The sequence below is a fragment of the Streptomyces sp. NPDC104367 genome (assembly GCF_055583825.1).
Genome location: NZ_JBVJND010000003.1, coordinates 39,434 through 53,829, shown reverse-complemented (window position 1 = coordinate 53,829; position 14,396 = coordinate 39,434). Strand labels below are relative to the sequence as shown.

Genomic DNA, 14,396 nt, shown 5'->3' with positions numbered 1-14,396 from the left:
CGCGCCGATGCCCAGGTCCGCACACCTATAGTGAACTCTTTCGCGCCCAGGCTCGTCGCCGTCCGTCCAGGAGTGTGTCATGACCGCGCCATTAAGCGGCCCGCCCGCCAAGTCGCTCACCGCGACCCTCGCCCTGCTCTCGTTCGTGGTGCCGCTCGCCACCGACATGTACCTGCCCGCGTTTCCCCGGATGGCCGAGGAACTCGGCACGGACGCGTCCGGGATCCAACTCACCCTCACAGCCTTCCTGTTCGGCATGGCCGCCGGTCAGCTGGTGCTCGGTCCGCTCTCCGACCGGTACGGACGGCGCACCCCGATGCTGGTCGGCGCCGCCGTGTGCACCCTGGCCACGGCCCTGTGCGCGCTGGCCCCGAACCTTCCCGCGCTGATCGTCCTCCGCTTCGTCATGGGCTTCGCCGGCGCGGCCGGGGTCGTGGTCGGACGGGCCGTCATCTCCGACGTCGCCTCCGGCGCGGCCGCGGCCCGGCTCTTCGGCGTGCTCGTGGCGCTCGGCGGCATCGCGCCCATCGCCGCCCCGCTCGCGGGCGCCGCAGTCGTCGACGGCGCCGGAGGCTGGCGCGGGGTCTTCTGGGTCCTGGCCGGTGCCTCGCTGCTGATGTGCGCGGCCGTCGTGCTGTTCGTCCCCGAGAGCCTGCCCGGGCAACGGCGCCGCGACGGAGGGACGGCGTCCACCGTCCGCGCCGCCCGGTCCGTCCTCACCGACCGCGCCTACGTCGGCTACACCCTCACCTTCGCCTTCGGCTGCGGGGCGCTGTTCTGCTACATCGCCGGGTCGCCGTTCCTGCTCCAGAACGTCCTCGGCTTCAGCACCGGCCAGGCGTCCGTCGCGTTCTCCGTCGGTGCCCTGACCGCCACCGTCTCCAGCACCGTCAACACCCGGCTCGTCGGCCGGTACAGCCCCGCCCTGCTCCTGAGGATCGGCCTCGCCACCATGCTGGCCGCCTCCTCGGCCGCGCTGCTGGTCACCCTCGGCGGACACCTCGACCGGGTGTCGGCGCTCTCCCTCATCGGCGTCGCCTTCCTCGGCCTCGGCCAGTTCTTCGGCACCGCCACCGCCCTCGCCATCGCACGGGTCCCGTACGCCGCCGGCACCGGCTCGGCGGTCCTCGGCACCCTCCAGAGCGTCTTCGGAGCGGTCGTGGCACCGCTCGTCGGGCTGGGCGGGAGACACACCGCCCTGCCCCTCTTCACCGGCATGGCCGGCTGCTCCCTGGCCGCCGTCCTGTGCCTGCTCCTGACACGTGACAGCACCCCGCCCGCGGACCCGGCCGGCGCCCCCACCGACGCACCGGACGACCGGGCCGACGTGCCGACCTGACACACTCCGGGCCACCTGACCAGGTCCCCGGGCGGGCTTTGACCCGCGGGAGCACCCCGGAGCAGCATCGTCGCCGTGACCTCCACCGGCCCGCCTCGCGGCCGGCGGACCGGAGGCCGTACGGCGGTCGCCGTCCCCGACACCCGTACCGCGCACCCATCCCCACCTCCCGTGAAGACCTGACGTGCCCACCCGTGTGCCGTGGCGCACGCCGACCCCGACCGAAAGGCAGCCCGTGTCCAAGGACCCGCTCCTCGTTGTCAGCGACGAAGTACGCACCGCCCTCGACGAACAGCGTCCCGTGGTGGCGCTGGAGTCCTCGCTCATCGTCAACGGACCCGCCTACCCGGCCAACGCGGAACTCGGTCTGGAGATCGAGAAGGCGGTCCGGGACACGGGCGCGGTCCCCGCCACCATCGGCATCGTCGACGGCCGCTTCGTCGTCGGCATGGACGCCGACCTGGTCGAGCGCTTCGCCTGCGGCAAGGGCATCCCCAAGGTGAGCGCCCGCGACCTCGGCCCGGTCCTGGCCCGGGGCGGCCTGGGCGCGACCACCGTCGCCGGCACCGTCGTACCGGCCGCCCGCGCGGGGATACCCGTCTTCTCCACGGCGGGCATCGGCGGCGTCCACCGGCGCGCCCAGGAGACCTTCGACGTCTCCGCCGACCTGCTCCAGTTCACCCGCAGCCGGATCGCCGTCGTCTGCGCCGGCGCGAAGTCCATCCTCGACCTCGGCCTGACCGCCGAGTACCTGGAGACCGCGGGCGTCCCCGTCCTCGGCTACGGCACCGACCGCCTCCCCGCCTTCTACGTCCGCGAGTCCGACGTGCCGGTCACCCGCGTCGACGACCTGCGCGTCGCCGCCCGCGCGACCCGGCTGCACTGGGAGGTCAACGGCGACCGGACGGTGCTGGTGACGGCCCCGATCGACGAGGCCGACGCCCTCGACGGCGACGGGATCGAGCGGGCCATCGCCGCCGCGCTGGACGAGGCCGACCGGGCGGGCGTGCGGGGCAACGCCATCAGCCCCTTCCTGATGAAGGCCCTCACCCAGGTGACCGCCGGCCGCAGCGCCGCCGCGACCCGGGCGGTCCTGCTCTCCACGGCCCGGGTCGCGGGCGAGTTCGCGGTCGCCTTCAGCGCCGTACGGACGGAGGCCTGACATGAACGCACAGCCGGCCGGCGCCTGGCGGGGCGTCGTCTTCGACCTGGACGGAACGCTCGCCGACACGCCCGGCGCGATCGTCTCCATCACGCTCAAGGTCCTCGCGGACCTCGGCCGCACGCCGGACGAGGCCGCCGTGCGGGCCACCGTCGGCAAGCCGCTGGACCGCAACTTCGCCCAGCTGCTCGACCTGCCCGCCGACCACCCGGAGGTGGACGCGGCGATGGCCGCCTACCGGCGCGGATTCGCCGAGCACCTGGCGGAGCGGCGCGAACGCATGCTCTACCCGGGCGTCGCCGACGGCCTGGACCGGCTCCGCGCGTCCGGCCACGTGCTGGCCATCGCGACCTCCAAGACCCACGAGGCCGCGCTGAACGTCCTGCGCACCACCGGGATCCTCGACCGGTTCGCCTTCGTGGCGGGCCACGACTCGGTCACCCGCGGCAAGCCCGCACCCGACATGGCCCTCCACGTCGCCGGCCGGCTGGGCCTGCCCGCCGCCGACTGCGTCGTCATCGGCGACGCGACCGGCGACATCGAGATGGCCTCCGCCGCCGGCATGGCCTCCGTCGGGGTCTCCTACGGCGTGGCCACGACGGCGCAACTCCTCGCGTCGGGCGCCGCGTCGGTCGCCGACTCCTTCGAGGAGGTCGTGGCGACCGTGTCCCGGGGCGGCACGGCGTGATCGGCCGCCCCGCTCCGGCCGGCGCCGCCGGAGCCTGAGGCCGCCCGGTCCCGCGCGCGGGTGCCGACCCCCGGCACCCGCCGAAGCGGCCTCCGCCCCGCGCGTCGGGACGGCGGGTGCGCCGCCGCCGGCCGGCCGTCCCGCGCGGGCGACGTCGTTTCCGTGCCGGTCGGCCACGGCCCTCGCGCGGCCTTCCTCGCGGAACACGGCGGACGCCCGTTCCTCCGGGGCCGGCCGGAGAGGAGACGGGCGTCTGATGGGGGCGAGGCGAGGCGGGGCGGGTGCGGGGGGTCAGGAGGCGCGGCCGGTGCGGACCAGGCCCTGGCGGGCGGCGGAGCGCAGGTAGAAGACGGTCGGGATGCTGCACACCAGGATGGCGAAGAGACCGGCCTCGGGACCGAAGGTGCCGCCGGTGAGGGCCTCGGGGCCGGTGAGGACACCGTGCAGCAGGCCGGTCTGCGCGTCGTCGGCGCCGGACACGGTGACCCCGAAGATGCCGCTCTCCGCGAAGTTCCAGCCGAAGTGGATGCCGATGACCAGCCAGATGTTGCGGGTGGCGGTGTAGACGGCGCCCAGCATCAGACCGCCCTCGATGGCGATGGCGAGCGCACCCCATATGGTGGCGCCGGGGTTGACCAGGTGCAGACCGCCGAAGACGACGGCGGAGACGACCAGGGCCGCACGGGTGCCGAAGCGCTCCTCCAGCAGCCGGAAGGCCACGGCCCGGAACATCAGTTCCTCCAGCACGGCGGGTGTCAGCATCGCCCCGAACACCGTGATCAGACCGAGCACGGAGACCCCGCCCTCGGTGCTGTAGGAGCCGAAGAGGACGACGAAGAACAGGGTCCCGACGAAGAGCACCAGGCCGAGCAGAGCGCCCCGGCTCAGCGAGGGCTTCGCGTCGTCGGGGGCGAGTTCGGTGACCGGCCGCTGCTCCATGCGGCGGACGAGGTAGGCGTACAGGGCGAGCCCGGCGACCGAGGCGACCACGCCGAAGAGCAGCGAGAGGACCGGGTTGGTGCCGGCCAGCGCGCGCACTCCGCCGCCCACCGCCGTCGCCGCGAGGAACGCCGGGGCCATCACGGCGAGTCGCGTCCACACGGAGCGGACGGGCCGCTCCGGCGTGAGCGGGGTCTGGTCGAAGAGGTCCTTGAGGGACTGCGTGTTGAGCTTCAGCGAGGTCATGCCCCAGACAGTAGGTTCGGGGCCCACCCCGCGACGTCGCCCTGCGGTGGACACTCGCGTGTAGCTCTCGCGGGGGACACGGCACCCTCCGCAGGGCAACGGCCCGGTTCAGTCGGACGCGGAGACCAGCCCGACCCGGTGCGCGAGCACCACCGCCTGGACCCGGTCGCGCAGGTCGAGTTTGGTGAGGATGCGCGAGACGTACGTCTTCACGGTCTCGCGGCTGAGCACCATCCGGTCGGCGATCTCGGCGTTCGACAGCCCCTCGGCGACCAGCCGCAGCACCTCCGTCTCACGGGGCGCGAGCATCGCCAGCTGCTCCGGGACCGCGTTCCGGCCGCCGCGCCGGGCGTCGTCGTCCGGGCGGATCCGGTCGGCGAACCGGCCCACCAACTGCCGTGTGACGGACGGGGAGAGCAGGGAGTCGCCCGCGGCCACGGTACGGATGCCCGCGACCAGTTCGCGGGGCGGGGTGTTCTTGAGCAGGAAGCCGCTGGCACCGGCCCGCAGCGCCTCGTACACGTAGGAGTCGAGGTTGAAGGTGGTGACGATCAGTACCTTCGCCGGGTCGGTGGCGTCGGGGCCGGCGAGCTGCCGGGTGGCCTCGATGCCGTCGAGGACGGGCATCTGGATGTCCATCACCACGACGTCCGGCCGCAGCCCGCGGGCCGCCTCCACCGCGGCCCGCCCGTCGGCGGCCTCGCCGACGACCTCCAGGTCGGGCTGGGCGGAGAAGATGGTGACATAGCCGGTGCGCACGAGTTCGTGGTCCTCGCAGACCAGGACCCGGATCGGGGGCGCAGTGGTCATGCGTGGCCTCCGGTGGGGATGCGGGCGAGGACGCCGAAGCCGCCGTCCGGCCGGTGTCCCGCCGTCAGTTCGCCGCCGAAGACCCCGACCCGCTCCCGGAGTCCGACCAGACCGTGTCCGCCACCGCGGCCCACCGGTCTGACGCCCCGGGCGGGGGCACGGCCGGAAGCCGCAGCGCCCTCCGTGACCACCTCGACCTCCAACTCGTCGTTCCCGTAGTGGACATGCACGTCGGTACGCCGTCCCGGCGCGTGCTTGAGCGCGTTGGTGAGGGACTCCTGGACCACGCGGTAGACGGCGAGTTCGACGGCGGAGGCCATCGGGCGGCGCTCGCCGTTCTCGGTCAGCTCCACCGCCAGGCCCGCCGCGCGGGTCTTCGTCACCAGGTCGGAGAGGCTGCCGGGGACGGGGGAGTGGCCGGAGCGGTCGCCGGAAGGGCCGTCGACCGCCTTCAGCACGCCCAGCAGGTGCTGGAGGTCGGTGAGGGCGTACCGGCCGGAGTCGCCGATCGCGCCGAGCGCGGTGACGACCTTGTCGGGGTGGTCCTCCAGCAGGAACTGCGCCGCGTCCGCCTGGACCACCATGGCGGTCACATGGTGGGTGACGACGTCGTGCAACTCCCTTGCTATTCGGGCCCGTTCCTCGGCGGTGGCGGCGTCGATGCCGAGTCTGCGGCGTTCCTCCTCGCCGGCCCGCCAGGCCCGTACCGTCCGCCCGGCCAGCCAGAAGACCGCCAGGATCGTGTAGATGAGGACCAGGTCGGCGACGGTGCGCGGGGACCCGCGGTGGTGCAGCGCGATCGCGTACGACACGAACAGGGCGGTCCCGCCGACGGCCGCGGCCAGCCGCGGGCGCCGGCCGGCGGGCCCGTGCGGGGTGTGCGCGCCGACGGCGTAGAGCGCCGCGTACAGCGCCGTGCTGGCCCCGGTCCCCGGGTAGGCGAGGAGTTCACGGGCGGCGAAGGCGAGCGAGATCACCGCCAGTGACACCACCGGACGGAACCGGCGCAGGGCCAGCGGCAGCCACAGCAGCGCGGTCAGCACCAGGCCCAGCGGGTCGTACGGCCGCCCCTTCAGGTCGCCGAACTCCGCGCCGATCATCGCCGTCAGCGGTGAGAACGCCACCGGCGCGAGCAGCACGGTGACCACCGAGTCCCGGACCAGCGGGGAGTTGGCCTGCCAACGCGCCGCGGTCGTCCGCGCGTTCGCGGCGAGTAAGAACACCTTCGCTTCGATCACGGCCAGAGCCTAGCCGGGGTCGCGACGGGGTACCGGCCGGTGTTCCGGATGACGCGGGCGCCCCCGGCCGAACGCCCCGCGCCGGGGTCCGCCGGTTGTTCTCCGGTCGCCCTCCGGCTGTCCCCTTCGGCCCGTCGCGCCTGGGGCGAGCGGGCTCCGTCCTCACCATTGCCGACCGCGACGCGCCTCGCTATGTTAATCGAAAATCACATCTGTGTGATGAGGTCCATCGCGCGTCTCCAGCACAAAAGGCATGTATGCCAAGGCACCTGGAACCATCTGACTCACCAGGGAAGCAGGTAAGTAAATGCAGAACCTCAGCAGGCGCAAGGCCCTGTCGCTGGGTGTGGCACTCGGCCTCGTGGGTGTGGCGAACCCCGCCCAGGCGTGGGCGGCCACGGGCTCGGCGACCGAAGCCGCCGCGGGGACCGGTCCGGAATGGATCTGGGACGACCTGGCCGACCCGCTGATGGCCTCGATGGTCGACGACGGACACGTGCCGGCGATCAACACGGCGTGGTCGTCGTGGGTGAACAACGACGACCCGCTGCCCACCGGCGTACCGGCCGAGTTCACCGCGTACCTCCAGCAGGTCAACGTGCTGCCCTCGTGGGCCGACCCGGCCAAGCTGACCCGTGCCGCCGACTTCAACCGCCGCAGGGACACGTACCTGTTCATGCTGTACGGACTGGGCAGCGGCATCATGAGCACCGTGATCCCGCGCGAGGCGCGCAGCGTCTACTGGTCCGCCGGCGGCGCCAACATGCAGGACCGCGCGGCCAAGACCTTCACGTTCGGCTACGACCTCTCCCAGCTGGGAGCCTTCGATCCGACGGGTCAGTTCGTCGTCACCGCCAACAAGACGCGTGTGGTGCACGCCGCGGTGCGTCACCTGCTGCCGCAGTCACCGTACTGGCGGGCCGTCACCGACGAGACCACCCCGATCAGCGCCGCCGACATCCTGGTCACCTTCCACAGCCTGGGCACGTACGTCTACCGCAAGCTGCTCGACTGGAAGATCCCGTTCCCGGCCGCGGACCAGGAGGCGTTCCTGCACCTGTGGCAGGTCGCCGTCCATCTGCTCGGTGTGCCGGACGAGCACATCCCGCAGACCTGGGCGGCCGCCGAGGCCCAGTCGGCGAAGGTGCTCGCCCCGATCCTCACCCCCACGACGGAGGGCATCGCACTGGCCGAGGACCTGCTCGGCCTGACCGCACAGGTCGACCTCGGCGTCACACGCGGGTTCCTGAACGAGTTCGTGCGCTACGTCCTCAGTGACGAGGTCGGCGACTGGCTGGGGCTGGCACGCGACTACGCGTCGGCCGCCCTGATCCGCACCGCCTGGCCCGCGTACATCCTGTTCCGCGAGGGGCTGTCGCCCATCATGCCCGGCACCTTCTACGTGTTCGACCAGTTCATCCGCGCCCTGGCCATGCTGTTCCTCAACAAGGGCGCCTCCGGGACCACGACCCCCATCACCATCCCCACCGCGAACCGGTCGGCCTGAACCGTCGGCCTGAACCGTCGACCCGATCCCGCCCGGTCCCCGTCGATCCCACCCGGTTCCAACCGGCCCGACCGGTTCCCGACGTGTCGAACCGTGCCCGGCCCGCGGCGGACGCGCCGGGGGCCGGGCAGCGCGGGAACCCCCGGGTCTCTGCACGGCTCCCGGACCCCGGAGGCCGTTCAGAGACCCAGCGCGGCCACGACCAGGGCGGTGACGGCCGCGCGGTGCCCGGGGGTGTCCCGCCAGCGCAGTCTGCGGCCCGCCTCGACCACCACCCCGAACCCCGCGTGCACCAGCACCCGGGCCTGGCGCGGGTCCAGCTCCGGGCGGGCCAGCCGCAACTGCTGCTCCCAGACGGCGATGTGCTCGCGCTGCGCGAGGACCAGGGGCTGCCGGATGCCGGGCGGGAGGCCGGCCAGCTCGGCCTCGGCGACGCTGTTCAGCTCCGTGCACTCGAAGCTGTAGGCGGCATAGGCCGCCGCCAGTGCCATGACGGCCTCGTGCGGGCCGGTCACCTCCCGCAGACTCTGCTCCACCCCCTGGGCCAGCAGCCCCGCCGCCTGGAGGCAGGCGGCCGCCAGGATGTCGATCTTGCCGGGGTAGTGGCGGTAGAGCGCGGACGGGGTCAGGCCCACCGCCTCCGCGATCTGTCCGTTCGTGACGTTGGCGAACCCGTCCCGCGCGAACAGCGGGACGGAGGCGGCGAGGATCTGCGCGCGCCGGGTGCGCGGAACCGGCCGGGCGGGCAGCTCGACCGGGTGCGCGCCGGACAGGGCCGCCGCCGGGTCCGTCGCGGCCACCCGCAACGCCGAGGCCAGCAGCAGGTCCTCGGCCCGGCGCTGGGCGATGGAGGTGTGATGCATCGTCACGGACCCGATCGCCCCGAGGGCCGCCATGGCCCGCAACCGCCGGTCGGGCAGCGGGTGTTCGCGCTGGACGGCCTCCTCGACGCGCTCGACCAGGCGGGAGAACTTCACCCCGAGCCGGCGGCGGTCGTCGCGGTCCAGGTACCTGGCCTCCCAGCGGTACACGCCCCCCGAAGCGCGGTGGGCGACGGTGATCCGGGTGACGGCGGTGAGCACGTCCCGCAGGGCGGCCCCGGACGGCACCTCGTCGAGCGCGGCGACCAGTCCGTCGATCATGACGTGCGCGCACTCCGCGAACAGCGCGTACTTGTTGGGGAAGTGCCGGTACAGCGCGGCCGCGGTGATGCCCACGCCGGCGGCGACCTCCTCCATCGAGGCCTTGTGGTAGCCGCGCTCGCTGAAGACCCGCCCGGCCGCGTCGACGATCAGCTGCCTGCGGTTGCGCGGCCGGGTCGCCGCGGCCGGGCCGGCGGTCGCGGCCGAACGGGCGGACGGGGAGGCGGGAGCCATGCGGATCAGTCAATCACACGTCGTCAGAAGGGCCGGAGCCCTCGGCGGTGACCGGTGCCTGGTGTGATTCCGGGATCGCTTCTGCTGTGCGGTACGGGTGCGGTACGGGTGCCGTCCCGGTGCCGGAGCGGCGGGTCAGGCGAAGGTGAGGACCGGCTTGACCACACGGCCGTCCCGCATGGCGGCCACGGCCGCGCCGATGTCCTCGAACGGGAACGTGGTCACCAGCCGCTCCACCGGGAAGAGGCCGCGCCCGTGCAGGCCGACCAGCTCGGGGATGAGGCGGCCGGGGTCGGAGTCGCCCTCGATCACCCCGTGGACGCGGACGCCCTTGGCGAGCAGGCCCATCACGTCGAACGTCACCTCGCCGCCCAGTCCGAGAAGGGCGAGTTCGCCGCGCGGGCGCAGCGCGGCGACGGCCCGCCGGGCCATCTCCGGACGGCCGGTGGTCTCCACGACGTGGTGCGCGCCGCCGCCGGTGAGATCGCGCAGCGCGGCGGGCAGCGTCTCACCGGGGGCCAGGGCCGCGTCGGCGCCGAGGGCGGCGGCCAGGGCCCGGCGGGAGGCGACCGGGTCGACGGCCACCACCGGGGCGCAGCCCACGGCCACCGCGGCCATCAGCGCGCTCAGGCCGACCCCGCCCGCACCCAGCACGACCAGCGAGGAACCCGGTTGCGGGCGCAGCCGGTTGAGCACGGTGCCCGCGCCCGTCTGGCCGCTGCACCCCAGTGGCGCGGCGACCGCGTCCGGCAGGTCGCTGGGCACCCTGACCGCGCCGCGTTCGTGCACGACGGCGTGCGTGGCGAAGCTGGACTGGCCGAAGAAGCCGCCGTGCAGCGGCGCGCCGTCCAGGGAGAGCGGGGTGGTGCCGTCGTCACGGCCACCGGACAGGTTCCGGGCCGGTGCGGTACGGCAGTAGGCGGGGTGGCCCGCCGCGCACTGGTCGCAGACGCCGCAGCTGGCGAAGGTGAGGCAGACGCGGTCCCCGGGCGCGAGCCCGCTCACCCGCGCGCCCACCGCCTCGACCAGGCCGGCGCCCTCGTGGCCGAAGACCATCGGGGTGAGCCGCCGGGGCCAGGTGTCCCGCATCGCGAGGTCGGTGTGGCAGATGCCGGCCGCGGTCATCCGCACCAGCACCTCGGCCGGCCGCGGTTCCTCCAGCTCCGCGTCGCGGACGGTGAACGGGGCGCCCGGCGCCCCGACGACCGCGGCCCGGACCCGCCTCACGAGGTCTCTTCGCCGGGGACGAGCTCCAGGAAGAAGTAGTAGAAGGGGCCTTCGGCGGGCACCCCCTTCACGTTCATGATCCCCATCAGGGTGGTGGCGTCCACCCGCTTGAAGTGGTCGAGGACCGGCCGGCCGTCGTAGATCATGGTGGCCGTCGCCTCGCCGCGGAACTCGACGGTCCACAGGCTGGCCTCGCCCTTGCCGAGCTCGCGGTTCGAGTACAGCGCGCCCGTCGCGTCACGGCAGATCAACGGCTTGGCGTCGTGCACGGCGGCGAACGTCTTGCCGTACCAGCCGGCCTTCTCCAGCTCGCCGTCGAGCGGGTGACCGGTGCGGAACTCGCCGCCCTTCCACTCGCCGAGGATGTCCTCGGGCCGTACGGTGGCCAACGCCGCCCAGACCGCGTCGAGTTCGGAGGCGGCGACCCGGTCGCCGCGCTTTTTCAGCTCCTGGAACCGGGCGCGGGCTTCGGTCACGTCCATACGGGAAGTCCTCTCGTCGGTGCCCGCACCGCCGAGGCGGCGGTGCGGGGCGTCACTTGGCGATCGGCCGGAGGGCGGCGAGGCGGGGGAACGGCAGCGGGGGGACGCCGGAGACCGCGCCGGGGTGGCCCACGGTGCCCAGGCTCAGCAGCACATGGCGCTCGGCGACCTCCTCCGCGCTGAGCGGCCCGTCCGCACGGAACCAGTTGGCGACCCCCTGGCACATGACCAGCACCGCGCGCGTCGCGTCGGCCGGGATCGGGGTGGTGAACACGCCCTGGGCGCGGCCCTCCTGGACCGTGTCCAGCAGCATGTGCTCCAGATAGTCGCGCAGGGCGACGTAACGGGCCCGGTTCTGCGGCTCCAGGCTGCGTATCTCGGTGTCCAGGAAGGCCAGTTGGCGGCGGTGGGTCATGGAGAGCACGATCGACTCGACCATGCCGCAGAAGCGCGCCAGCGGATCGTCCCCGGCCTCCCCGGCGGCGGCCCGGCAGCGGTCCAGGACGTCCTTGATGGACATCTCCAGCAGTGTGGCCAGCAGGGCCTGCTTGTTCGCGTAGTGGTAGTACAGCGCGGGCACGGTGACGCCGACCCGGCCGGCGATGTCCCGTACCGAAGTGCCGTGGTAGCCGTGCTCGTTGAAGGCCTCCATGGCGCGCATCAGGATCGGGTGCAGGTCGAGCGGTCCGTAGGAGCGCCAGTGCTCCGCTGGGGGTGTGGTGTCCTGGCTCGGCGCGCTGTTCAACGACTCTCCTCGGGACGGGCGACGATCGGCGACATCGTACGGCCGTACGGCCGGAACACCTCCCCTCGGGAGCTTAGCGACCGTTCAGGGAAACCGGTATCCGCTGTCACGCCTGGTGTCCCTTCCCCGGTATCCATCCGCAAAAACTGATGCAGTGAACGGAGTTGACCGACCGGCGCCGCACTTCTACGTTCTTTAGCGAACGTTCAGTAAGTTCCCGGCTCATCGCGATCGGCCTGCCCTGCGCCGAGAGAGGAACCCATGAGCCAGCACCCCACCGACCCGCCCGGCCCCCGGCCGGCGGGCCCGCTGGACGGCGTGCGCGTGGTCGAACTCGCGGGGATCGGCCCCGGCCCGTTCGCCGCCATGCTGCTCGCCGACCTGGGCGCCGACGTGGTCCGTGTGGACCGCCCCGGCTCCTCACCGCTCGGCGGCCATCCCGTCCACGACGTCACCAACCGCAACAAGCGCTCCGTCCTGGTCGACCTCAAGGCACCCGAAGGACCGGGAACGGTACGGGCGTTGGCGGCGCGCGCCGAGATCGTGCTGGAGGGATACCGGCCCGGCGTCGTGGAGCGGCTCGGTGTCGGCCCCGAGCAGTGCATGGCCGTCAACCCGGCGCTGGTGTACGGCCGGATGACCGGCTGGGGGCAGCAGGGGCCCCTTTCCGCCCTGGCCGGACACGACATCGGCTACATCGCCACCGCCGGCGCCCTGTCCATGGTCGGCGCGCCGGACGGACGGCCCGTCGCCCCGGTCAACCTGCTCGGCGACTACGCGGGCGGCTCCCTCTACCTGACCACCGGCGTCCTCGCCGCGCTGCTCACCGCGCGGGCCACCGGCCGCGGCCAGGTGGTGGACGCCGCGATCGTGGACGGCACCGCACACCTGACGGCCATGTTCTGGGGCATGCTCGCCGAGGGCACCTGGCAGGACGCCCGCGGCCGCAACCTGCTCGACGGCGGCTGCCCGTACTACGGTGTCTACGAGACCGCCGACGGCGGGTGGATGGCGGTCGGCGCCCTGGAACCGCAGTTCTACGCCGTGTTCGTCAGCCTGCTGGGCCTGGCCGGCGAGGACCTCCCGGACCGCGCCGACCCGGGCAACTGGCCCGAACTGCGCACCCTGTTCACCGCCCGGTTCAAGGCCGCCACCCGCGCGCAGTGGACGGCCGTCTTCGAAGGCACCGACGCCTGCGCGGCCCCCGTGCTCTCGCTGCGCGAGGCGGCCGGCCACCGCCACCTGGCCGCACGCGGGACCTACACCGAGGCGTACGGCATCCCCCAGCCCGCACCCGCCCCACGGTTCTCCGCCACCCCGGGCACCCTCCGTCTGCCCCCGGCCGTCCCCGGCGCCCACACCCCCGACGTGGCCCACGACTGGGACGTGCCCGAACTCCTGACCCCCCGAAGCCGCTGAACCACCCGGTCCCACACGCGAGGAGCTGGCGTGACACTCGAACGCACTCTGTACGGCCCCGACCACGCGGCCTTCCGCGAGACGGTGCGGACCTTCCTCGCCAAGGAGGTTCTCCCGCACCACGAACGCTGGGAGCGGCAGGGCGTCGTCGACCGCGAGGCATGGCGCTCGGCCGGCCGCCAGGGCCTGCTGGGCATGGCCGTCGACGAGGAGTACGGCGGCGGCGGGACCGACGACTTCCGCTACAGCGCCGTCCTCATCGAGGAGTTCGCCCGCGCCGGTGCCTCCGGACTCGCCCTCAGCCTGCACAACGACATCGTCGGCCCGTACCTGACCCGGCTCGCCGACGAGGAGCAGAAGCGGCGCTGGCTGCCCGGGTTCACCTCCGGCAACCTCGTCACCGCCATCGCGATGACGGAACCCGGCACCGGCTCCGACCTCCAGGGCATCCGCACCACCGCCACCGACCGGGGCGACCACTACCTGCTGAACGGCGCCAAGACGTTCATCTCCAACGGCATCCTCGCCGACCTCGTCGTGGTGGTCGCCCGGACCACCCCCGAGGGCGGCAGCGGCGGGCAGAGCCTGCTGGTCGTCGAGCGCGGCACGGCGGGCTTCGAGCGCGGCCGCAACCTCGACAAGATCGGCCAGAAGGCCCAGGACACCGCCGAGTTGTTCTTCAACGACGTGCGGGTCCCCAAACGCAACCTGCTCGGCGAGGAGCACCGGGCCTTCGCCCACCTCATGGGCAACCTGGCCCAGGAGCGGCTGGCCATCGCGGTCGGCGCCGCCGCCGCGGCCGAGGAGATCCTGGACGTCACCCTGCGCTACGTGAAGGAGCGCGAGGCGTTCGGCGGACCGCTGGCCAGGCTCCAGCACATCCGCTTCGAGATCGCCGAGATGGCCACCGAGACCGCGGTCACCCGCACCTTCGTGGACCGCTGCGTCATCGAGCACAGTCAGGGGCGACTGGACCCCGTCCAGGCCTCGATGGCCAAGTGGTGGGCCACCGAACTCCAGAAGCGGGTCGTCGACCGCTGCCTGCAACTCCACGGCGGATACGGCTACATGACCGAGTACCGGGTGGCCCGCGCGTTCCTCGACAGCCGCGTCCAGACCATCTACGGCGGCACCACCGAGATCATGAAGGAGATCATCGGCCGCTCGCTGCTCGGCTGAGCCCGGGCCGACCGCGTGCGGCGACGCGCGTGTCGCGCC

Annotated in this window: 13 protein-coding genes; 6 read left to right on the top strand and 7 right to left on the bottom strand. The window is 73.2% G+C overall.

Going from position 1 to position 14,396, the window contains the following annotated elements; translation table 11 throughout:
* Positions 1 to 79 precede the first annotated feature (79 nt).
* From ACZ619_RS05865 to ACZ619_RS05855, 3 genes are all read left to right on the top strand, one after another.
* Positions 80 to 1,339 (top strand): multidrug effflux MFS transporter, encoded by a 1,260-nt coding sequence (locus tag ACZ619_RS05865; RefSeq protein WP_469594630.1) that lies wholly within the window; start codon positions 80 to 82, stop codon positions 1,337 to 1,339.
* Positions 1,340 to 1,574: 235 nt separating this feature from the next.
* Positions 1,575 to 2,501, top strand: coding sequence for a pseudouridine-5'-phosphate glycosidase (locus ACZ619_RS05860; RefSeq protein ID WP_469594627.1), 927 nt, complete (start codon positions 1,575 to 1,577; stop codon positions 2,499 to 2,501).
* Between the two features lies 1 nt (position 2,502).
* Entirely contained in the window at positions 2,503 to 3,189 is a 687-nt protein-coding gene (locus ACZ619_RS05855) for an HAD family hydrolase (protein WP_469594625.1), read from the top strand.
* 291 nt (positions 3,190 to 3,480) lie between these two features.
* Here ACZ619_RS05855 and ACZ619_RS05850 read toward each other — a convergent pair whose 3' ends face one another.
* The 3 genes from ACZ619_RS05850 to ACZ619_RS05840 all read right to left on the bottom strand — a co-directional run bounded on the left by ACZ619_RS05850 (position 3,481) and on the right by ACZ619_RS05840 (position 6,422).
* On the bottom strand, positions 3,481 to 4,374 hold the full coding sequence (locus ACZ619_RS05850) for a lysostaphin resistance A-like protein (RefSeq protein ID WP_469594622.1): 894 nt from the start codon (positions 4,372 to 4,374) through the stop codon (positions 3,481 to 3,483).
* Between the two features lie 108 nt (positions 4,375 to 4,482).
* The gene (locus tag ACZ619_RS05845) at positions 4,483 to 5,184 is read right to left on the bottom strand and encodes a response regulator (RefSeq protein ID WP_469594619.1); all 702 of its coding nucleotides are present in this window, start codon (positions 5,182 to 5,184) and stop codon (positions 4,483 to 4,485) included.
* Positions 5,181 to 6,422, bottom strand: coding sequence for a sensor histidine kinase (locus ACZ619_RS05840; protein WP_469594617.1), 1,242 nt, complete (start codon positions 6,420 to 6,422; stop codon positions 5,181 to 5,183). Before ACZ619_RS05840 ends, ACZ619_RS05845 begins: the two co-directional genes overlap by 4 nt.
* 307 nt (positions 6,423 to 6,729) lie before the next feature.
* Here ACZ619_RS05840 and ACZ619_RS05835 point away from each other — a divergent pair, with 307 nt between their 5' ends.
* Entirely contained in the window at positions 6,730 to 7,929 is a 1,200-nt protein-coding gene (locus ACZ619_RS05835) for an oxygenase MpaB family protein (protein ID WP_469594614.1), read from the top strand.
* Positions 7,930 to 8,108: 179 nt separating this feature from the next.
* Here ACZ619_RS05835 and ACZ619_RS05830 read toward each other — a convergent pair whose 3' ends face one another.
* The 4 genes from ACZ619_RS05830 to ACZ619_RS05815 all read right to left on the bottom strand — a co-directional run bounded on the left by ACZ619_RS05830 (position 8,109) and on the right by ACZ619_RS05815 (position 11,759).
* On the bottom strand, positions 8,109 to 9,305 hold the full coding sequence (locus ACZ619_RS05830) for a TetR/AcrR family transcriptional regulator (protein ID WP_469594612.1): 1,197 nt from the start codon (positions 9,303 to 9,305) through the stop codon (positions 8,109 to 8,111).
* Between the two features lie 135 nt (positions 9,306 to 9,440).
* Entirely contained in the window at positions 9,441 to 10,532 is a 1,092-nt protein-coding gene (locus ACZ619_RS05825) for an NAD(P)-dependent alcohol dehydrogenase (protein ID WP_469594609.1), read from the bottom strand.
* Positions 10,529 to 11,014 (bottom strand): DUF4334 domain-containing protein, encoded by a 486-nt coding sequence (locus ACZ619_RS05820; RefSeq protein ID WP_469594607.1) that lies wholly within the window; start codon positions 11,012 to 11,014, stop codon positions 10,529 to 10,531. The genes ACZ619_RS05825 and ACZ619_RS05820 overlap by 4 nt, the downstream gene beginning before the upstream one ends.
* Positions 11,015 to 11,066: 52 nt before the next feature.
* Positions 11,067 to 11,759 (bottom strand): TetR/AcrR family transcriptional regulator, encoded by a 693-nt coding sequence (locus ACZ619_RS05815; RefSeq protein ID WP_469594605.1) that lies wholly within the window; start codon positions 11,757 to 11,759, stop codon positions 11,067 to 11,069.
* Positions 11,760 to 12,020: 261 nt separating this feature from the next.
* Here ACZ619_RS05815 and ACZ619_RS05810 point away from each other — a divergent pair, with 261 nt between their 5' ends.
* Both ACZ619_RS05810 and ACZ619_RS05805 read left to right on the top strand, forming a co-directional pair.
* On the top strand, positions 12,021 to 13,178 hold the full coding sequence (locus tag ACZ619_RS05810) for a CaiB/BaiF CoA transferase family protein (RefSeq protein WP_469594603.1): 1,158 nt from the start codon (positions 12,021 to 12,023) through the stop codon (positions 13,176 to 13,178).
* A 30-nt stretch (positions 13,179 to 13,208) separates the two neighbouring features.
* Positions 13,209 to 14,357 carry an acyl-CoA dehydrogenase family protein gene (locus ACZ619_RS05805; RefSeq protein ID WP_469594601.1) on the top strand — a complete coding sequence of 383 codons (1,149 nt, stop codon included), beginning with the start codon at positions 13,209 to 13,211 and terminating at the stop codon, positions 14,355 to 14,357.
* Positions 14,358 to 14,396: the final 39 nt, after the last annotated feature.

What these genes read in the sequence shown, in the direction of transcription:
- ACZ619_RS05830 (WP_469594612.1), bottom strand. Translation starts at nt 9,305, where the DNA reads ATGGCTCCCGCCTCCCCGTCCGCCCGTTCGGCCGCGACCGCCGGCCCG.
- ACZ619_RS05835 (WP_469594614.1), top strand. Translation starts at nt 6,730, where the DNA reads ATGCAGAACCTCAGCAGGCGCAAGGCCCTGTCGCTGGGTGTGGCACTC.
- ACZ619_RS05845 (WP_469594619.1), bottom strand. Translation starts at nt 5,184, where the DNA reads ATGACCACTGCGCCCCCGATCCGGGTCCTGGTCTGCGAGGACCACGAA.
- ACZ619_RS05810 (WP_469594603.1), top strand. Translation starts at nt 12,021, where the DNA reads ATGAGCCAGCACCCCACCGACCCGCCCGGCCCCCGGCCGGCGGGCCCG.
- ACZ619_RS05850 (WP_469594622.1), bottom strand. Translation starts at nt 4,374, where the DNA reads ATGACCTCGCTGAAGCTCAACACGCAGTCCCTCAAGGACCTCTTCGAC.
- ACZ619_RS05820 (WP_469594607.1), bottom strand. Translation starts at nt 11,014, where the DNA reads ATGGACGTGACCGAAGCCCGCGCCCGGTTCCAGGAGCTGAAAAAGCGC.
- ACZ619_RS05865 (WP_469594630.1), top strand. Translation starts at nt 80, where the DNA reads ATGACCGCGCCATTAAGCGGCCCGCCCGCCAAGTCGCTCACCGCGACC.
- ACZ619_RS05855 (WP_469594625.1), top strand. Translation starts at nt 2,503, where the DNA reads ATGAACGCACAGCCGGCCGGCGCCTGGCGGGGCGTCGTCTTCGACCTG.